The following is an 18,039-nucleotide window of genomic DNA, read 5'->3' on the forward strand; positions in this document are numbered from 1 at the left end:
ATCCTCTCAGGCCTTGAGCTGGGCGAACACGTCGGCGGGCGTGTCGGCGAAGGAGATCAGGTCGGTGAGCGGGCGCGGCAGGAAGCCCTCGGCGTCCATCCGCTCCAGCTGGGTGCGCAGGCCCGAGTAGAAGCCCTCGCTGTCGAGGACGACGACCGGCTTCTCGAACATCCCGTGCTTCTTGAGCTCCAGCACCTCGGTGACCTCGTCCAGCGTGCCGAGCCCGCCGACCAGCACGACGACGGCGTCCGCGCGGAGCGCGAGCTCCGCCTTGCGCTCGGCCAGGTCGCGGGTCATGACCAGCTCGTCGGCGCCGGTGTACCCCTTGTGCTTCAGCATCTCGACGAGCACGCCGACCAGCTTCCCGCCGGCCGCCTTCACCTCGTCGGCCAGCAGGCCCATCAGGCCGGCGTTCGAGCCGCCCCAGACCAGGGTGTGCCCGCCCTCGCCGAGGAGCCGGGCGAATTCGGCCGCCGGGGCGGTGTAGCGGTCGTCGAGCGAGTACGCGGAGCAGAAGACGCAGATGTTCACGGTGCCCGGTCTATCACGCGGGCCGGGGAGAGCTCACCGGGGTTTCAGGCCCGGACGGCCGGCCGTTCGGTCGTCGCGATGGTCGCGGAGCCGACCACCCGGGTGCCGTCGTACAGCACCACGGCCTGGCCGGGGGCGATGCCGCGGGCCGGCGAGTCGAGGTCGACGCGCAGTTCGCCGTCCACGACGGAGACCGAGACCGGCACCTCCTCGCCGTGGGCGCGCAGCTGGGCGGTGTAGCGCCCGTCGGCGGCCGGCTCGCCGCCGCACCAGCGCGGGCGGATCGCGGTCAGCCCGACCACGTCCAGGCCCTCGGCCGGGCCGACCGTGACGGTGTTGTTCACCGGGGAGATGTCGAGCACGTAGCGCGGCTTGCCGTCCGGCGCCGGGCGGCCGATCCGCAGGCCCTTGCGCTGGCCGATGGTGAAGCCGTACGCGCCGTCGTGCTCGCCGAGCTTGGTGCCGTCCACGTCGAGGATGTCGCCGGTCGCGGTGCCGAGGTGCCTGGCGAGGAATCCCTGGGTGTCGCCGTCCGCGATGAAGCAGATGTCGTGGCTGTCCGGCTTCTTGGCGACGGCCAGGCCCCGGCGCTCGGCCTCCTCGCGGATGACGTCCTTGGTGGTGTCGCCCAGCGGGAACAGCGAGTGGGCCAGCTGGTCGGCGTCCAGCACCCCGAGCACGTACGACTGGTCCTTGGCGGCGTCCACGGCGCGGTGCAGCTCGCGGCGCCCGTCCGGCAGGTCGACGATCCGGGCGTAGTGGCCGGTGCAGACGGCGTCGAAGCCGAGCGCCACGGCCTTGTCGAGCAGCGCGGCGAACTTGATCTTCTCGTTGCAGCGCAGGCAGGGGTTGGGGGTGCGGCCGGCCGCGTACTCGGCGACGAAGTCGTCGATCACGTCCTCGCGGAAGCGCTCGGCGAGGTCCCACACGTAGAAGGGGATGCCGATGACGTCGGCGGCGCGGCGGGCGTCCCGGGAGTCCTCGATGGTGCAGCAGCCGCGGGCGCCGGTCCGGAAGGACTGCGGGTTCGAGGAGAGCGCCAGGTGGACGCCGGTCACCTCGTGCCCCGCTTCGGCGGCACGGGCGGCGGCGACGGCGGAGTCCACCCCGCCGGACATCGCCGCGAGCACGCGCAGACGGCCAGTGGACGGAGCGGTCGGGGCACCCGGGAAGTCAGTCATGATGCAGACAAGCGTACGCGGTGACGCGCCGGTGCTCGGAGCCGATGGCGGGCGTTCGCTCAGGGAGCGCCCGGGGGCGTCGGGCCCGTCCACCGATCCTGCGGAGCGGTCAGCGGCGCACCGCCATCGGGCCCGCGTTGCGGGCGCGTTGGACGGCGGGGGCGATGGCCTGGGCCAGCGCCTTCACGTCGTCCTGGGTGGAGGTGTGGCCGAGGGAGAAGCGCAGGGACGCGCGGGCCAGGAGCGGGTCGGTGCCCATCGCCAGCAGCACGTGGCTGGGCTGCGGGACGCCCGCCGAGCACGCGGAGCCGGTCGAGCACTCGATGCCCTGGGCGTCGAGGAGCATGAGCAGGGCGTCGCCCTCGCAGCCGGGGAAGGAGAAGTGCGCGTTGGCGGGCAGCCGGCCCCCGGGGGCCGGGTCGCCGTTGAGCACCGCGTCGGGCACCGCGGCCAGCACCGAGGCGATCAGGTCGTCCCGCAGCGCGCCGAGCGCCGCCGCGTGCTCGGCCCGCCGTTCGACGGCGATGGCCGCGGCCGCCGCGAAGCCGGCGGCCGCGGGGGCGTCGAGGGTGCCGGAGCGGACGTCGCGCTCCTGGCCGCCGCCGTGCAGCAGCGGGACGGGCGCGGCGCCGCGCGAGAGCAGCAGCGCGCCGATGCCGAACGGCCCGCCGATCTTGTGCCCGGTGACGGTGACCGCGGTGAGCCCGGAGTCGGCGAAGGACACCTCGACCTGACCGAGCGCCTGCACCGCGTCGGCGTGCATCGGGATGCCGAACTCGCCTGCCACGGCCACGAGTTCCCGCACCGGCTGGACGGTGCCGACCTCGTTGTTCGCCCACATCACGGTGACCAGGGCGACCGAGCCCGGGTCCCGTTCGATCGCCTCGCGCAGCGCCTGCGGATGGACCCGCCCGAGCCCGTCGACCGGCAGGTACTCGACGGTGGCGCCCTCGTGCTCGGAGAGCCAGTGCACCGCGTCGAGCACCGCGTGGTGCTCGACCGGGCTGCACAGCACCCGCGTGCGGGCCGGGTCGGCGTCCCGCCGGGCCCAGTACAGGCCCTTGACGGCGAGGTTGTCGGACTCGGTGCCGCCGCCGGTGAGGACGATCTCGCTCGGCCGGGCGCCCAACGACTCGGCCAGCGACTCGCGGGCCTCCTCGACGACGCGGCGGGCCCGGCGGCCGGCCGCGTGCAGGGAGGAGGCGTTGCCGACGACACCGAGGTGCGCCGTCATCGCCTCGATCGCCTCGGGCAGCATCGGCGTGGTCGCCGCATGGTCCAGGTATGGCATAACCATCCGATTGTAGAGGGCCGTCCCCGGCACCGTGCCCGGCCTGCGCGCCCCGATCCGGCCGCGGCCCGGACGGCCGCGTCCGGCGCCGGTTTGACCCGCCGCGCCGTCCGGTGGTTAGCCTGACGGACACTTCTCGTCGGAACTCGGGGGACGCCATGTCGCAGTCGGTCGACCGCGCCCTCACCCTGCTCGGCTCACTCGGCGACGGGCCGGTGACGCTGGAGCAGGCGGCGACCGGCATCGGCGTCCACAAGTCCACCGCGCTGCGCCTGTTGCGCACGCTGGAGGAGCACGGCTTCGCGCAGCGCCAGCCGGACCGCCGCTACCGCCTGGGCGGCCGGCTGCTGTCGCTGGCGCACCGGGCGCTGGAGGAGCTCGACGTCCGACAGGTGGCCGCGCCGTACCTGGCCGCGCTGCACGCGCGCAGCGGACTCACCGTCCAACTGGCCGTGCTGGAGGACGGCGAGGTGCTGTACGTCGACGAGCTCGCCGGGCCCGGTGCCCGGCGGCCGTCGCGGATCGGGCGGCGGGCGCCGGCCACGGGGACGGCGATCGGGCGGGTGCTGCTGGCCGGGCGGCCGGAGGACGGCGTCCGCGAGGAGGAGCTGGCGCCGGAGCTGGCGGCGGTGCGCCGGCGGGGCTGGGCGGCGGAGTCGGCCGAGCACCGGGAGCCGGTGACCTGTGTGGCCGCGCCGGTGTCGGGCAGCGGCGGGCGGACGGTCGCGGCGTGCGCGGTGAGCGCGCCGGTGTGCGAGGTGCCGCCGGGCGAGCTGGCCCGGATGGTGCCGGAGCTGCTGTGCACGGCGGAGGCGATCTCGCTGGCGTACGGCGGCTCGCCTACTCCTCGCTGGTGCGAGAACCGTTGCGGTGCCAGGCCCGCGGTGCGCGCCAGCCGTACTTGAGGGCGAGCATCCGCAGCAGGAAGGCGGTGAGCGCGGCGGCGGTGCCGGTGGCGCCGGTGAGCCGGCCGAGGCCGATCAGCACGGCGACGAGGGCGGAGCCGACCAGCGCGGGCACGGCGTAGATCTCGCGGTCCCAGCGCAGCAGCGAGGGGATCTCCCCGGCGAGGACGTCCCGGATGACGCCGCCGCCGGCCGCGGTGACCATGCCCAGCGCGACGGCCGCGACGGCGCCGAGGCCGTAGTCGTGGGCCTTGGCGGTGCCGGTGACGCAGAACAGCCCGAGCCCGAGTGCGTCGAGGGTCTGGACGGCGCGGTTGATCCGCTCGACCTCGGGGTGCAGGAAGAAGACGACGAGCCCGGCCACGAGCGGCGTCAGGAAGTACCCGAGGTTGCTGAACGCGGCGACCGGGGTCGCCCCGATGACGAGGTCGCGCATGACACCGCCGCCGAGCGCGGTGACCTCGGCGAGCACGCAGATCCCGAAGATGTCCATGTTCTTGCGCACGGCGAGCAGCCCTCCGGAGAGGGCGAAGACGAAGATGCCGACGAGGTCCAGCGACTGCTGCACGTCGGAGGGGAAGATCTGCGAGGTCACGGGGACAACTATGACCTGCGCGAACACTCCCCTCCGACGTCCGGCGCGTCAGGCGGTCGCGCCCACGAGGGTGTCCGTCGGGGCGTTCTCCGGGAAGTGGCAAGCCACTTGGTGCCCGGAGCGCATGGCGGTCAGCGTGGGCTCCTGCGTGGCGCAGATCTCCTGCGCCTTCCAGCAGCGGGTGCGGAAGCGGCAGCCGCTGGGCGGGTTGATCGGCGAGGGGACGTCGCCCTTCAGCAGGATGCGCTCGCGGCCGGCGCGCTGGCGGCGGCGCGGGTCGGGCACCGGCACCGCGGACATCAGCGCGGTGGTGTAGGGGTGCATCGGGTTGCTGTAGAGCGAGTCCCGGTCGGCGATCTCGACGACCTTGCCGAGGTACATCACGGCGACGCGGTCCGAGACGTGCCGGACCACCGAGAGGTCGTGCGCGATGATCAGGTAGGTCAGCCCGAGCTCGCGCTGCAGGTCGTCCAGCAGGTTGACCACCTGGGCCTGGATCGAGACGTCGAGCGCGGAGACCGGCTCGTCGGCGACGATCATCTTGGGCCGCAGGGCGAGCGCCCGGGCGATGCCGATGCGCTGGCGCTGACCGCCGGAGAACTCGTGCGGGTAGCGGTTGTAGTGCTCGGGGCTGAGTCCGCACAGCTCCAGCAGCTCCTGGACGGCCTTCTTGAGCCCGCCCGCCGGCACCGCGTTCTGGAGCCGGAACGGCGCGCCGACGATGGTGCCGACGGTGTGCCGCGGGTTCAGCGAGGAGTACGGGTCCTGGAAGATCATCTGGATGTCGCGGCGCAGCGGCCGCATCGCGCCGACGCCCAGGTGGGTGATGTCGGTGCCCTCGAACTCGATCGTGCCGCCGGTCGGCTCGTCGAGCCGGGTGACCAGTCGGCCCATCGTCGACTTGCCGCAGCCGGACTCGCCGACGACGCCCAGCGTCTCGCCGGCGTTGACGGTGAAGTCGACGCCGTCGACGGCCTGCACCGCGCCGGTCTGGCGCCGCAGCAGCCCGCTGCGGATCGGGAAGTGCCGGGTCAGACCGGTCACCCTCAGCAGCGGCTCGCGGTCCGGGGCGGGCGCCGGAGAAGGGATCGTGGCTGCCTGAGTGTCCGTCATCGGTTCTCTCCAGAAAGGTGGTACGAGGCCGGGCTCACAGCCGGGGCGCGATCTCTTCGGTGAAGATGCGGTGCCGCTCGGCGGCCCCGAGGTGGCAGGCCGTGTGGTGCCCGGGCGCGGCCTCGGTCAGCACCGGGACCTCGCTCGTCGAACGCCCGCCGGTCCGCTCCGCGTACGGGCAGCGCGGGTGGAAGGCGCAGCCGCTGGGCACGTTGATCAGGCTGGGCGGCGTGCCCTTGACCGGGACGAGCCGGTCCTGGAGCTCCCGGTCGAGGCGCGGCATGGAACCCAGCAGGCCCCAGGTGTAGGGGTGTTCGGGCGCGTCGAAGAGGGTCTCGGCGGGGCCGCGCTCGATGCACTTGCCGCCGTACATGACGAGGATGTCGTCGGCGAGCTCGGCGACCACCCCGAGGTCGTGCGTGATGATGATGACGGCGGAGCCGAACTCCTCCTGGAGGTCGCGGATGAGGTCCAGGATCTGCGCCTGGACGGTGACGTCCAGGGCGGTGGTGGGCTCGTCGGCGATCAGCAGCGAGGGGTCGTTGACCAGGGCCATGGCGATCATCGCGCGCTGGCGCATGCCGCCGGAGAACTGGTGCGGGTAGTCGTCCACGCGGCGGTCGGGCTGCGGGATGCCGACGCGGTCGAGCATTTCGATGGCGCGGGCGCGGGCCTCGCGCTTGGAGGCCTTGGGGTGGTGCACCCCGTAGGCCTCGATGATCTGCGCCCCGACCGAGTAGTAGGGGTGCATCGCGGTCAGCGGGTCCTGGAAGATCATCGCCATCTCGCGGCCGCGCAGCTGGCGCACCCGGTCCGGGCCGGCGGCGACGAGGTCCTCGCCGTTCAGCAGGATCTCGCCGCTGATCCGGGCCCGCTTGGAGCGGTGCAGGCCCATGATGCCGAGCGAGGTGACGGACTTGCCGGAGCCGGATTCGCCGACGATGCCGAGGGTGCGGCCCTTGTGCAGGTCGAAGCTGACGCCGTCCACCGAGCGGACCAGGCCGTCGTCGGTGTCGAAGTGGATCCGCAGGTCGCGGACGGAGAGGAACGGGTCGCCGGCCGGGGTCTGCGCGGCGGGCGCCGTGGTCTTCTGGAGCTCGGTCACGAGAGCCTCACCCGGGGGTCGACGAGGGCGTACAGGAGGTCGACCACGAGGTTGCAGGCGACGATGAAGAAGGCGGCGAGCAGGGTGACGCCGAGGATCTTCGGCAGGTCGTTGTCGGCGATCGCCTGGACGGCGAAGGCGCCGACGCCCTGCAGCGAGAAGACCTGTTCGGTGATGAGCGCACCGCCGAGGAGCAGGCCGAGGTCCATGCCGAAGATGGTGACGACGGGGGTGAGCGCGGCGCGCAGCCCGTGCCGGGTGACGACCTTGCTCTCGACCAGGCCCTTGGCCCGGGCGGTGCGGATGTAGTCCTCGCTCATCGTCTCCAGCATCCCGGCGCGGGTGAGCCGGGCGTAGAGCGCGGAGTAGAGGAAGGCCAGCGAGATCCACGGGAGGATCAGGTTGCGGGCCCACATGATCGGGTCGTCGGTGAAGTTCACGTACTGGAGGTTGTCCAGGATCGGCCACTCGTAGCTGAAGACCGTGAGCAGCAGCGCGCCGGTGAAGAAGACCGGCAGCGAGACGCCGGCGAGCGAGATGCCCATCGCGATGCGGTCGAAGACCGAGCGCGGCTTGAGGGCGGAGATGACGCCGGTGGTGACGCCGGAGACCAGCCAGAGCACGGCCGCGCCGATGGCCAGGGAGAGCGTGATCGGGATGCGCTTGGTGAGCTCGGGCCAGACCTCCAGGTGGTTCTTGAAGGAGTAGCCGAAGCACGGGACGTGGCAGGTGACCGGGTCCGGGCCGAACTTGTACTCGGCGCCGCCGACCAGAGCCTTCAGGAAGTTCCAGTACTGGGTGTACAGCGGCTGGTCAAACCCGAGGTTCTTCTTGACGGCCGCGATCGCCTCCGGCGACGGGTTCTTCCCGACGTACTGGGCGGCCAGCTGGTCGGCGGTCTCGCCGGCGATGCGCGGTAGCAGGAAGAAGATCGCGAAGGTGACCGCGCTGACCACCAGCAGCAGTGCGACGGCCGCGAAGATCCTGCGGATGATGTAGGCAAACACAGTTGGGCGGCTCCGGCGGCCCGCCGCCGTCCGGGATCTGCCGGACGGCGGCGGGCGCCGCTGCCTTCACCTGCCTTCAGGGATGCGGAGCCAGGCTCTTTACTTGGTGGTGCCGATGTTCAGGTAGTCGTACTCGCCGGAGAAGGCCGACGTGGAGACCAGGTTGGTGGCGCTGTCCGGGCGGTACAGGAAGACCTTGAAGTCGGTCAGCGGGACGTAGACGGCCTGGTCCATGATCTTCTTGTCGATCTCGCCGTAGATCTTCTCGCGGGCCGACTGGTCGGTGTTCGCGATGGCCTGGTCCAGCAGCTTGTTGATGTCGGGGTCGTTCAGCTGGGCCAGGTTGCTGTTGCCGGAGGCCTTGATGGCGCGGCCGTCGGCGATCTGCTGGAGGAAGCCGTAGCCGGTCGGCCAGTCGGCGCCCCACTGCATCATCATCAGGCCGATGTTGTGGTCCTTGGTGAACTGCGGCGCACCGGCGTTGTCCGAGAAGTACTTGCCCTGCGGGTACTTCTGGATCTCGACGTTGATGTTGATCTTCTTCAGCGCGGCCTGGATGGCGGTCGCGGCCTGGACCTCCGGGTCACGCTCGGTGCGGGCGGAGATCACGGTGGTGAAGCCGTCCGGCTTGCCGCAGGCCTTGAGGGCCTCCTTGGCCTTGTCCAGGTCGCCCTTGTTGTCCTTGGTCGCCCAGGTGTCGAAGTCCTGGTGGCCCGGGATGTCCGGCGGGAGCACGGTGCTGGCGATCTGGCCGCGGATCGGGCCACCGAGCACGGTCTGCACCGAGGCCTTGTCGATCGCGTACTGGACGGCCTTGCGGCACTCGATGTTGTCGAACGGCGCGACCTGGGTGTTGATCGCGGTGTAGACCAGGCGGCCGCCGTAGGCGTTGTCGCTGCTGGCCTTCAGCTTGGGGTTCTGCAGCATCTGCGCCTGCGTCTGCGGGTCGACGCCGCCGCCGACCAGGTCGACCTGGGCGTTGCCCGCGATCAGGTCCTTGTCGATGGTGGACTGCTCCATGCCCATCTTGACCACGATCTTGTCCGCGAGCTGCTTGCGGATCGGGTCGGTGCTCGGGTCCCAGTTGGTGTTGGGCACCAGGGTGAGCTGCTTGCCGTCCTCGTAGGACGAGAACTTGTAGGTGCCCGAGGAGACCACGTGCTTCACGTAGCCGGCGCCGTCGTCCTTGGCCTGCGGGACCGGGGCCGTCTGCGGGGCGCTGACCAGGTAGTCGAAGTCCGCGAACGGCTGCTTCAGGTGGAAGACGACGGTCAGGTCGTCCGGGGTCTCGATCGAGTTCAGGCCGCCTTCCTTGTCCTTGTACGGACCCTGGTACGGCGTGGCGTTGTCGACCAGCAGGTCGTGGAAGTACGTCGGGCCGTTGGAGTTCACGTCCGGCGCGAAGTTGGAGCGCTCGACGGCGTACTTGACGTCCTTCGAGGTGATGGCGGAGCCGTCGTCGTACTTCAGGCCAGGGCGCAGCTTGTACGTCCAGGTCAGGCCGTCGGCGCTGGGCTGGCCGAGGCCGGCCGCGAGGTCCGGGACCAGCTTGTTGCCCTGCGCGCCGGGGCCCGGGGCGAAGGTGGTCAGCGGACGCCCGTACAGGCGCGAGAAGTTGTAGATGTACGCGTAGTACGTGTTGCCCGGGTCGAAGGAGTCCGGGGTGCCCTTCATCTCGTAGGTGACCGTCCCGCCCTTCTTGTCCGAGGCGTTGACGACCCCCTTGGTGGCGGCGTCGGCGCCGCCCCCGGCCGCGCCGGTGGACGAGCCACCCGAGCTCTTGCTGGACGTGCATCCGGTCACGACGAGGACTGCGGCAGCTGCCACCGCGGTCAGCGCGACGGTACGGGACCTACGCATGGGTGAGATCAACCCCTTGAAGATGTGGAGGCGGTGAAGGATTCTGACGCAGAGTCAGTTGCTCTTGGGGTCGAGGGCGTCACGCAGCCCGTCACCCAGCAGGTTGAAGGCGAGCACGGTGAGGAAGATCGCCAGACCGGGGACCACCATGTACTGGGGGTCCACCTGGTAGTACTTGATCGCGTCGTTGAGCATGCCGCCCCACGATGCCTGGGGGGGCTGGATGCCGACGCCGAGGAAACTGAGTCCGGCCTCGAAGAGGATGTTGGTCGGGATCAGCAGGGTCGAGTAGACCAGGATCGGACCGACCAGGTTCGGCAGCAGTTCCTTGAACAGGATGAACGGACCGCGGGCACCGAGGCTCCGCGCGGCGTGCACGAACTCCCGCTCGCGCAGCGACAGCGTCTGTCCGCGCACGATCCGGCCCATGTAGGGCCAGTTGAAGAAGCCGATCACGAAGATCAGCACCATGATGTGCAGCGGCAGGCCGTGCAGTCCGAACGCGCCGCCCTGCAGCGAGGTCGAGATCGCGATGGCGAAGAGCAGCAGCGGGAACGCGAGGAAGACGTCCATGACACGGCTGATCAGCGTGTCGACCCAGCCGCCGTAGTAGCCGGCCATGACGCCGAGCACGGTGCCGATGGTGTTGGACAGCAGCGTCGCACCGAAGGCGACCAGCAGCGAGACCCAGGACCCCTCGATGACGCGGGAGAGCAGGTCGCGGCCGGTGAGGGGGTCGATGCCGAGCGGGTGGTCCCAGCTCATGCCGCCCCAGTCCCCGAGCGGCAGGCCGCCGAGGTCGGCGTCCAGCAGGTCCTGGTTGAAGGCGTCCGGATCGAGGCCGAACAACCCCTCTATCGGCTTGGCCAGTACGGCGAGCACGATCAGCAGGATCACGACGACGCCGCCGACGACGGCCAGTTTGTCCCGTTTGAAGCGGGTCCAGGCGATCTGGCCGAGGGAGCGGCCCTCGATCTTCTTGGCCGGGCTCGCGGGGGCGGCTGCCTCCGGATCGTTCCCGGCGGTGGTGACGGATGCGGTCATGTCAGTAGGTCCCCTCGCCGACGGTGGCCGGCCCACGGGTGCCGGTCGCCGGCTTCGGCGGTGCGGCTATGCGGACGTGCGGAGGTGCTAAGGAGCGGGGTTTCGCGGCAGTGCGTCGTGCACAGGGCACTGCCACCACGCGGGATGGGCGTCGCGTGGCTGGAGCGGTCGGCGTGCGCGTTCACCTTTGTGGGGTTCCGAAGTTCGCGCGGTGCGTTGCGCAGAACTCTCTGCCATCCGAACTGGCTTGCGCCAGCCCTGCCAGGCGAGAGATGCCCAACTGTGATCTGCGTGCATGCACCTCCACGATCATTGGCATATCCCTCTTCACATGGCCGTGATAACCGTGTCAAGATGCCTGACACCCGCCGCCGCGAAGTCGTCCGGAAAACGCCGAAGCCGACCTGACGCAAAGTCAAGTCGGCTTCTCGAATCGGGTTTTGGCGGGTTTAGCGGTTCAGCGCCCCGGGTATCCGGGCCACGGCCGCTGGGGCGGCTGCGGCTGCCCGTGCCAGCCCGGCCCGGTCGGCCCGGTCGGCTGGGGGTAGTACGGCGGGGCCTGGTGGCCCGGCGGCGGCACCGGCGGGTAGGCGCCGGTCGGCCGGCCGAGCCCGGCCGCCTCGCGGTCGTAGAACGGCCGCGCCTTGGCCCGCATCCAGAGCGCCACCGGGTCGTACTCGTCGGCCATCGCCACCGTGGACACCGCCAGCCCCTCCGGGGCCACCGCGATCGCCCGCTGCATCAGCGCGCGCACCGCCTCCACGGCCGGCGGGGAGCTGTCGTACAGGTCCAGGCCGATGGCCAGGTACGGTTCGCCCACGGCCGGCTGCACCCAGGCCCGGCGCAGCGCCCGGACGGCCCGCACCTCGCGCGCCTGGTGCTCCAGCAGCGCGAAGAACTGCTGGGCGTTCACCTGCGGCTCGCCGAGCCGCAGCGGCCCGGCCGGCAGCCGGTCCAGGCCCGCCGCGATCCGCCGCAGGTCCGCCCACGGCACGCCGACCCCGCCGCCCGGGGCGTGCGGGTTCAGCCACAGCCCCCAGCGGGTGCGGTACAGCGACGCGGCGATCTCGCGCCCGGAGATGACCTCGTGGGCGCGCGCCCAGCCGGACGCGGCCAGTTGCTCGGGGGAGGTGACGGCCGGCGCGTAGCCGTGGCCGCTGATCTCCATGTTCCCGTACTGGGCCTCCGGGCTGCCCGGGGTGCCGTGCCACAGCAGCATCCAGACCTGGCCCTCGGCCAGGGCGCGGAGCAGTTGCTCGTACGCCTCGTAGCGCTCCGGCGCGACCTCGCGCAGCGCGCGCTCCAGCGCTCCCGGATCCGCGCCGGGGCGTCCGGCCGGTGCCTGGCCCCAGGGCCCCGGTGCACCACCGGACACCGCTCCCGCACTCATGCGCCCACCTCGCCGCGCCTCTTTCCTCACCTGCCGCCGGCCCGTCGGCCGTCTGCACGCACCCTATGGCGCGGCACCGGCCGACGCCACGGCGACGTGCCTACGAACGAACCCCGTCACACCCGCGCGTAGAACGGCAGCACCCGGGTGAGCAGCCACTCGACCACCGGATCGTCCGCGAGGTCGAGCAGCACGAGGTGGACGCCGCCGGGCAGCGGCGCGGTTCCCAGCGCGCGGCCGAGCGCCTCGTTCACCGCCGCCGGGTCGGCCGGGGCGGCCGGGTCCAGCTGCACGCCGATGAACATCACGGTCGGCTCGCCCTCGATGCTGGCGAGCGCGCGGCGCGCGGTCAACACTCCCGGCAGGGCGGCGAGTTCGGCGCGGCAGACGGCCAGGAAGTGCTCCGGGTCCTCCCCCGGCACGGGCTCGCGCAGCGCGACCCGGCCCCCGGTCGGGGCGGAGGGGTCCTCCCAGCGGTCCTCGCGCGGACCGCGGCGCAGCTCGGCCACGCCCTGCGGCGGCACCGGGATGCCCACCGCGGCCTCGGGGTTGACGGCGATCCCGACGCCCAGCGGCAGCCCGCGGGCGAACTCCCAGGCCGGGGCGATCGCGAAGGCCATCCCCGGCGCCTGCTGGAGGAACACCTCCTGCGAGGAGAAGACCGGGACGTACGGTTCGCCGCCCAGCTCGATCGTCGGCAGGTCCAGCGCCTGCCCCCGCGGGTCGCCCCCGGCGGGCAGCGGGATCCACACCTGGCTGCGGGCCAGCACCTCGACCACCCGCGGCGTCGCGCCCGGGTCGCCCAGCGCGGCGGTGAGCACCTGCTCCAGCTCGTTGGCCGGCCAGGTTCCGCCCGGCGGCGGCGTGTCCGGGCCGCCCCACCCCTGCTGCTGCTCCACCGGGTACCCCATGCGCCGCCGTACCGCCCTCTGCCCGTCGGCCGCCCACTGCTGCCGACGCGCAGCAGTCTAGGGTCTGCCGTCGATGGTCTGCCGGCGATGTCCCGTCGTCCGCCCGCACGGCAGGCGGGAGATCGGCGGCAGACCCCAGGGGCGCGCGTTCGCCTCCGCGTCCTGTGACCGGGTCCCCCCTCCCATCGGTGCCGCGGACGTGCCATGATGTGCGCGTCCGACGGCGTCGTGCGCAGTCGGCCCCTCCAACTCCATACCGGCCGCTCGAACCCGCGCGGGAGAGTCCGGAGTGCCCCGTCTGGCGGCACGGCCGGCGCCGAAGGAGCAAGTCCTCCCCGGAATCTCTCAGGCCCCCCTACCGCGCGGGTTAGGCACATCTGGAAAGCGGCGCACGGCCTGTCGTGCGCCCACCCACGGTGCAAGCCGCCATTCTGTCCGGAAAGCTGGAAACAGCGACGGGCCGCTGCGCGGTGAAGCTCTCAGGTTCGACGACAGATGGGGAGACCCACGCCGCCGCATGCCCGCGCGCAGGAGTCGGTCCCCGAGCGGGTCCGGTCCGGCGCGTGCACCCCTGAGTGCCCAGACCGAGGAGTTCCCAGGCCATGTCGTCCCTCCGCCTCACCGCGCTCGACGCGCTGCACCGCGCCCTCGGCGCGACCATGACCGACTTCGCCGGCTGGGACATGCCGCTGCGTTACGGCAGCGAACGCGAGGAGCACCTCGCCGTCCGCACCAAGGCCGGTCTGTTCGACCTGTCCCACATGGGCGAGATCACCGTGACCGGCCCGCAGGCCGGCGAGATGCTGGACCACGCGCTGGTCGGCTTCGTCTCCGCCCTCGGCGTGCTGCGCGCCCGCTACACCATGATCTGCGCCGAGGACGGCGGCATCCTGGACGACCTGATCGTCTACCGCCTGCGCGAGGACGCCTTCCTCGTCGTCGCCAACGCCTCCAACGCCCAGCTGGTGCTGGACGAGCTGATCGCCCGCGCCAAGGGCTTCGACGCCGTCGTCACCGACGACCGCGACACCTACGCGCTGATCGCCGTCCAGGGCCCGGAGTCCACCGCGATCCTCGCGAAGACCACCGACGCCGACCTGCCCGGCCTGAAGTACTACGCGATCCTCCCGGCCCGGGTGGCCGACCGGGACGTCCTGCTCGCCCGCACCGGCTACACCGGCGAGGACGGTTTCGAGATCTTCTGCGCCCCGGCCGACGCCGAGCCGGTCTGGCAGGCGCTGACCGCCGCCGGCGAGGGCCACGGCCTGGTGCCGTGCGGCCTGTCCTGCCGCGACACCCTGCGCCTGGAGGCGGGCATGCCGCTGTACGGGCACGAGCTCTCCACCGACCTGACCCCGTTCGACGCCGGCCTCGGCCGGGTCGTCCGCTTCGACAAGACCACCAACGACGGCGCCTTCATCGGCCGCAGGGCCCTGGAGCAGGCCGCCGCCGCGGCCGAGGCCAACCCGCCGCGCGTCCTGGTCGGCCTGGTCTCCGAGGGCAAGCGCGTGCCGCGCGCCGAGTACACCGTCGTCTCCGCCGACGGCGCCCCGATCGGCCGGATCACCTCGGGCGCGCCGTCCCCGACGCTGGGCAAGCCGATCGCGATGGCCTACGTCGACGCGGCCCACGCCGCCCCCGGCAGCGCCGTCGCGGTGGACGTGCGCGGCAAGCACGAGCCGGTCGAGGTCGTCGCCCTGCCGTTCTACAAGCGCGCCCGCTGAGGATCTTCCCGGGCCCTCGGTCACCACTGAACCGCGACGAAGCCGTCCGCGCGGCGGCCCGCTTCGTCGTACCCGCTTCCCATCCTGGAGAATGACGCCATGAGCAACCCCCAGCACCTGCAGTACACCAAGGAGCACGAGTGGCTGACGGCCGCCGAGGACGGTGTCTCGACGGTCGGCATCACCAAGCACGCCGCGGACGCGCTCGGTGACATCGTCTACGTGCAGCTGCCCGAGGTCGGCGACGAGGTGACCGCGGGCGAGACCTGCGGCGAGCTGGAGTCCACCAAGTCGGTCAGCGACCTGTACTCCCCCGTGACCGGCGAGGTCGTCGAGGTCAACCAGGACGTCCTGGACGACAACGCCCTGGTCAACAACGCCCCGTTCGAGGGCGGCTGGCTGTTCAAGGTCAAGGTGGAGTCCACCGACGAGCTGCTCAGCGCCGACGAGTACACCGCCTTCATCGGCGGCTGACCGGCCCGTGACGGGTGGGGGCCGCAGCGCGGCGGCCCCCCTCCCGCCCCCGCTCCGCCCCGCCGTCCCTCCTCTTCGCCCCGGGAAGACCACACCATGACGGTTCTCAACCAGTCCCTGCACTCCCTCGACCCGGAGATCGCCGCCGCGGTCGACGCCGAGCTGCACCGCCAGCAGAACACCCTGGAAATGATCGCCTCCGAGAACTTCGCCCCGGTGGCGGTCATGGAGGCCCAGGGCTCGGTGCTCACCAACAAGTACGCCGAGGGCTACCCCGGCCGCCGCTACTACGGCGGCTGCGAGCACGTCGACGTCGTCGAGCAGATCGCGATCGACCGCGTCAAGGCCCTGTTCGGCGCCGAGCACGCCAACGTCCAGCCGCACTCGGGCGCGCAGGCCAACGCCGCCGCGATGTTCGCGCTGATCCAGCCGGGCGACACCATCCTGGGCCTGAACCTGGCCCACGGCGGTCACCTGACCCACGGCATGAAGATCAACTTCTCCGGCAAGCTCTACAACGTGGTCGCCTACCACGTCGACGAGAAGACCGGCCAGGTCGACATGGCCGAGGTCGAGCGCCTGGCCAAGGAGCACCAGCCGAAGCTGATCATCGCCGGCTGGTCCGCCTACCCGCGCCAGCTGGACTTCGCCGAGTTCCGCCGGGTCGCCGACGAGGTCGGCGCCCTGCTCATGGTGGACATGGCGCACTTCGCCGGCCTGGTGGCCGCGGGCCTGCACCCGAACCCGGTGCCCTACGCGGACGTGGTCACCACCACCACCCACAAGACCCTGGGCGGCCCGCGCGGCGGCGTCATCCTCTCCAAGGCCGAATGGGCCAAGAAGATCAACTCCGCGGTCTTCCCCGGCCAGCAGGGCGGCCCGCTGGAGCACGTGATCGCCGGCAAGGCCGTCGCGTTCAAGGTCGCCGCGTCCGAGGAGTTCAAGGAGCGCCAGCAGCGCACCCTGGAGGGCGCCCGCATCCTCGCCGAGCGCCTGCTGCAGGCCGACGTCGCCGAGGCCGGCGCCTCCGTGCTGTCCGGCGGCACCGACGTGCACCTGGTGCTGGTCGACCTGCGCAACAGCCAGCTCGACGGCCAGCAGGCCGAGGACCGCCTCCACGAGGTCGGCATCACGGTCAACCGCAACGCCATCCCGAACGACCCGCGCCCGCCGATGGTCACCTCCGGCCTGCGCATCGGCACCCCGGCCCTCGCCACCCGCGGCTTCGGCGCCGAGGACTTCCGCGAGGTCGCCGACATCATCGCCGAGGCCCTCAAGCCGGCCTTCGACGAGACCGTCGCCGCCGCCCTGAAGGCCCGCGTCACCGCGCTGGCCGAGAAGTACCCGCTCTACCCGAACCTCTGATCACCGGGGGTGGGTGACCGGCCTCACGCCGGCCACCCACGGGAGTTTCCGGGGCACCGCGCACACTGGAAAGACGCGCGGTGCCCCTCCTCATGCTGCGCCCACCGCGCAGCACCACCCATGTCCTCCCACGAGACCAGACAAGGACGTCCCCCGTGGCCATCAGCGTCTTCGACCTCTTCTCCATCGGCATCGGTCCGTCGAGCTCCCACACGGTCGGCCCGATGCGCGCCGCCCGGATGTTCGCCCGGCGGCTGCGGTCCGAAGGCCTGCTGCCCGGGGTGGTGAGCGTCCGCGCCGAGCTGTACGGCTCGCTCGGCGCCACCGGCCACGGCCACGGCACCCCGAAGGCCGTCCTGCTCGGCCTGGAGAACAACTCCCCGCGCACGGTCGACGTCGACCAGGCCGACAAGGACGTCGAGCGGATCACCGCCGAGAAGCGGCTCAGCCTGCTCGGCGAGCACCCGATCGACTTCGACCCCGACACCCAGCTGATCCTGCACCGGCGCCGCTCGCTGCCCTACCACGCCAACGGCATGACCCTGTGGGCGTTCGCGGCCGACGGCTCCACGCTGCTGGAGAAGACCTACTACTCGGTCGGCGGCGGCTTCGTCGTCGACGAGGACGCGATCGGCGCGGACCGGGTCAAGCCCGACGACACCGCGCTGCGCTACCCCTTCCGCACCGGCGAGGAACTGCTGCGCCTCACCCGCGAGACCGGGCTGTCGATCTCCGGCCTGATGCTGGAGAACGAGAAGGCCTGGCGCAGCGAGGAGGAGATCCGCGCCGGCCTGCTGGAGATCTGGCAGGTCATGCAGGAGTGCGTCCGGGCCGGCATGTCCCGCGAGGGCATCCTGCCGGGCGGCCTCAAGGTGCGCCGCCGGGCGGCGGCCGGCGCCCGCGCGCTGCGCGCCGAGGGCATCGGCCCGGCCAACGCGATGGAGTGGGTGACGCTCTACGCGATGGCGGTCAACGAGGAGAACGCCTCCGGCCGCCGGGTGGTCACCGCGCCGACCAACGGCGCGGCCGGGATCATCCCCGCCACCCTGCATTACTACCTGAACTTCATCCCGGGCGCCGACGACGACGGCATCGTCCGCTTCCTCCTCGCGGCCGGCGCGATCGGCATGCTGTTCAAGGAGAACGCCTCCATCTCCGGCGCCGAGGTCGGCTGCCAGGGCGAGGTCGGCTCCGCCTGCTCGATGGCCGCGGGCGGCCTCGCCGAGGTCCTCGGCGGCACCCCCGAGCAGGTCGAGAACGCCGCCGAGATCGGCATCGAGCACAACCTCGGCCTCACCTGCGACCCGGTCGGCGGCCTGGTCCAGATCCCGTGCATCGAGCGCAACGGCATGGCGTCCGTCAAGGCCGTCACCGCCGCCCGGATGGCGCTGCGCGGCGACGGCCGGCACCACGTCTCGCTCGACAAGGCGATCAAGACGATGAAGGAGACCGGTGCCGACATGAAGGTCAAGTACAAGGAGACCTCGCGCGGCGGCCTCGCGGTCAACGTCATCGAGTGCTGATCGAATGACCCCGGGCGAGG

The 18,039-nt window shown here is 71.9% G+C and carries 16 protein-coding genes and 1 riboswitch; of the genes, 5 read left to right on the top strand and 11 right to left on the bottom strand.

The window, feature by feature from the left end; translation table 11 throughout:
- Positions 1 to 6 precede the first annotated feature (6 nt).
- The 3 genes from PUR71_RS17245 to PUR71_RS17255 form a co-directional block, all read right to left on the bottom strand.
- Positions 7 to 531 carry a TIGR00730 family Rossman fold protein gene (locus PUR71_RS17245; protein WP_329927890.1) on the bottom strand — a complete coding sequence of 175 codons (525 nt, stop codon included), beginning with the start codon at positions 529 to 531 and terminating at the stop codon, positions 7 to 9.
- 44 nt (positions 532 to 575) lie between these two features.
- Positions 576 to 1,712 (bottom strand): tRNA 2-thiouridine(34) synthase MnmA, encoded by a 1,137-nt coding sequence (gene mnmA, locus PUR71_RS17250; RefSeq protein WP_329927891.1) that lies wholly within the window; start codon positions 1,710 to 1,712, stop codon positions 576 to 578.
- Positions 1,713 to 1,821: 109 nt separating this feature from the next.
- Entirely contained in the window at positions 1,822 to 3,003 is a 1,182-nt protein-coding gene (locus tag PUR71_RS17255; protein WP_329927892.1) for a cysteine desulfurase family protein, read from the bottom strand.
- A gap of 158 nt (positions 3,004 to 3,161) precedes the next feature.
- Here PUR71_RS17255 and PUR71_RS17260 point away from each other — a divergent pair, with 158 nt between their 5' ends.
- Positions 3,162 to 3,908: an IclR family transcriptional regulator gene (locus tag PUR71_RS17260; RefSeq protein WP_329927893.1), complete on the top strand. Its 747-nt coding sequence runs from the start codon at positions 3,162 to 3,164 to the stop codon at positions 3,906 to 3,908.
- Here PUR71_RS17260 and PUR71_RS17265 read toward each other — a convergent pair.
- The 8 genes from PUR71_RS17265 to PUR71_RS17300 form a co-directional block, all read right to left on the bottom strand.
- Complete coding sequence (locus tag PUR71_RS17265) at positions 3,844 to 4,503, bottom strand: trimeric intracellular cation channel family protein (protein ID WP_329927894.1); 660 nt, start codon at positions 4,501 to 4,503, stop codon at positions 3,844 to 3,846. The two genes, PUR71_RS17260 and PUR71_RS17265, sit on opposite strands and share 65 nt — an antisense overlap.
- Before the next feature lie 48 nt (positions 4,504 to 4,551).
- On the bottom strand, positions 4,552 to 5,616 hold the full coding sequence (locus PUR71_RS17270) for an ABC transporter ATP-binding protein (RefSeq protein ID WP_329927895.1): 1,065 nt from the start codon (positions 5,614 to 5,616) through the stop codon (positions 4,552 to 4,554).
- 34 nt (positions 5,617 to 5,650) lie between these two features.
- Positions 5,651 to 6,721: an ABC transporter ATP-binding protein gene (locus PUR71_RS17275; protein ID WP_329927896.1), complete on the bottom strand. Its 1,071-nt coding sequence runs from the start codon at positions 6,719 to 6,721 to the stop codon at positions 5,651 to 5,653.
- The gene (locus PUR71_RS17280; RefSeq protein ID WP_329927897.1) at positions 6,718 to 7,728 is read right to left on the bottom strand and encodes an ABC transporter permease; all 1,011 of its coding nucleotides are present in this window, start codon (positions 7,726 to 7,728) and stop codon (positions 6,718 to 6,720) included. Before PUR71_RS17280 ends, PUR71_RS17275 begins: the two co-directional genes overlap by 4 nt.
- Before the next feature lie 99 nt (positions 7,729 to 7,827).
- A complete protein-coding gene (locus PUR71_RS17285) occupies positions 7,828 to 9,588 on the bottom strand; it encodes an ABC transporter substrate-binding protein (protein ID WP_329927898.1) in 1,761 nt (586 codons plus the stop codon).
- Between the two features lie 54 nt (positions 9,589 to 9,642).
- Positions 9,643 to 10,632, bottom strand: a complete 990-nt coding sequence (locus PUR71_RS17290; RefSeq protein WP_329927899.1) for an ABC transporter permease — start codon at positions 10,630 to 10,632, stop codon at positions 9,643 to 9,645.
- Between the two features lie 457 nt (positions 10,633 to 11,089).
- On the bottom strand, positions 11,090 to 12,022 hold the full coding sequence (locus PUR71_RS17295; protein WP_329927900.1) for an enhanced serine sensitivity protein SseB C-terminal domain-containing protein: 933 nt from the start codon (positions 12,020 to 12,022) through the stop codon (positions 11,090 to 11,092).
- Between the two features lie 116 nt (positions 12,023 to 12,138).
- On the bottom strand, positions 12,139 to 12,933 hold the full coding sequence (locus PUR71_RS17300; RefSeq protein WP_329927901.1) for an enhanced serine sensitivity protein SseB C-terminal domain-containing protein: 795 nt from the start codon (positions 12,931 to 12,933) through the stop codon (positions 12,139 to 12,141).
- 265 nt (positions 12,934 to 13,198) lie between these two features.
- Positions 13,199 to 13,304, top strand: a riboswitch (glycine riboswitch).
- Between the two features lie 231 nt (positions 13,305 to 13,535).
- Between PUR71_RS17300 and gcvT the strand changes: the two genes are divergently transcribed.
- From gcvT to PUR71_RS17320, 4 genes are all read left to right on the top strand, one after another.
- Positions 13,536 to 14,657, top strand: a complete 1,122-nt coding sequence (gene gcvT, locus PUR71_RS17305) for a glycine cleavage system aminomethyltransferase GcvT (protein ID WP_329927902.1) — start codon at positions 13,536 to 13,538, stop codon at positions 14,655 to 14,657.
- Positions 14,658 to 14,756: 99 nt separating this feature from the next.
- Positions 14,757 to 15,131 carry a glycine cleavage system protein GcvH gene (gene gcvH, locus PUR71_RS17310; protein ID WP_329927903.1) on the top strand — a complete coding sequence of 125 codons (375 nt, stop codon included), beginning with the start codon at positions 14,757 to 14,759 and terminating at the stop codon, positions 15,129 to 15,131.
- A 96-nt stretch (positions 15,132 to 15,227) separates the two neighbouring features.
- The gene (gene glyA / locus PUR71_RS17315) at positions 15,228 to 16,496 is read left to right on the top strand and encodes a serine hydroxymethyltransferase (protein ID WP_329927904.1); all 1,269 of its coding nucleotides are present in this window, start codon (positions 15,228 to 15,230) and stop codon (positions 16,494 to 16,496) included.
- 155 nt (positions 16,497 to 16,651) lie between these two features.
- Complete coding sequence (locus PUR71_RS17320) at positions 16,652 to 18,019, top strand: L-serine ammonia-lyase (RefSeq protein ID WP_329927905.1); 1,368 nt, start codon at positions 16,652 to 16,654, stop codon at positions 18,017 to 18,019.
- Positions 18,020 to 18,039 lie beyond the last annotated feature (20 nt).

Source organism: Streptomyces sp. SP17BM10 (genome assembly GCF_036322405.1).
In the GTDB taxonomy this organism is placed as follows: Bacteria; Actinomycetota; Actinomycetes; order Streptomycetales; family Streptomycetaceae; genus Kitasatospora.

What these genes read in the sequence shown, in the direction of transcription:
- gcvH (WP_329927903.1), top strand. Translation starts at nt 14,757, where the DNA reads ATGAGCAACCCCCAGCACCTGCAGTACACCAAGGAGCACGAGTGGCTG.
- PUR71_RS17260 (WP_329927893.1), top strand. Translation starts at nt 3,162, where the DNA reads ATGTCGCAGTCGGTCGACCGCGCCCTCACCCTGCTCGGCTCACTCGGC.
- glyA (WP_329927904.1), top strand. Translation starts at nt 15,228, where the DNA reads ATGACGGTTCTCAACCAGTCCCTGCACTCCCTCGACCCGGAGATCGCC.
- PUR71_RS17285 (WP_329927898.1), bottom strand. Translation starts at nt 9,588, where the DNA reads ATGCGTAGGTCCCGTACCGTCGCGCTGACCGCGGTGGCAGCTGCCGCA.
- PUR71_RS17270 (WP_329927895.1), bottom strand. Translation starts at nt 5,616, where the DNA reads ATGACGGACACTCAGGCAGCCACGATCCCTTCTCCGGCGCCCGCCCCG.
- gcvT (WP_329927902.1), top strand. Translation starts at nt 13,536, where the DNA reads ATGTCGTCCCTCCGCCTCACCGCGCTCGACGCGCTGCACCGCGCCCTC.
- PUR71_RS17255 (WP_329927892.1), bottom strand. Translation starts at nt 3,003, where the DNA reads ATGCCATACCTGGACCATGCGGCGACCACGCCGATGCTGCCCGAGGCG.
- PUR71_RS17295 (WP_329927900.1), bottom strand. Translation starts at nt 12,022, where the DNA reads ATGAGTGCGGGAGCGGTGTCCGGTGGTGCACCGGGGCCCTGGGGCCAG.
- mnmA (WP_329927891.1), bottom strand. Translation starts at nt 1,712, where the DNA reads ATGACTGACTTCCCGGGTGCCCCGACCGCTCCGTCCACTGGCCGTCTG.
- PUR71_RS17290 (WP_329927899.1), bottom strand. Translation starts at nt 10,632, where the DNA reads ATGACCGCATCCGTCACCACCGCCGGGAACGATCCGGAGGCAGCCGCC.
- PUR71_RS17300 (WP_329927901.1), bottom strand. Translation starts at nt 12,933, where the DNA reads ATGGGGTACCCGGTGGAGCAGCAGCAGGGGTGGGGCGGCCCGGACACG.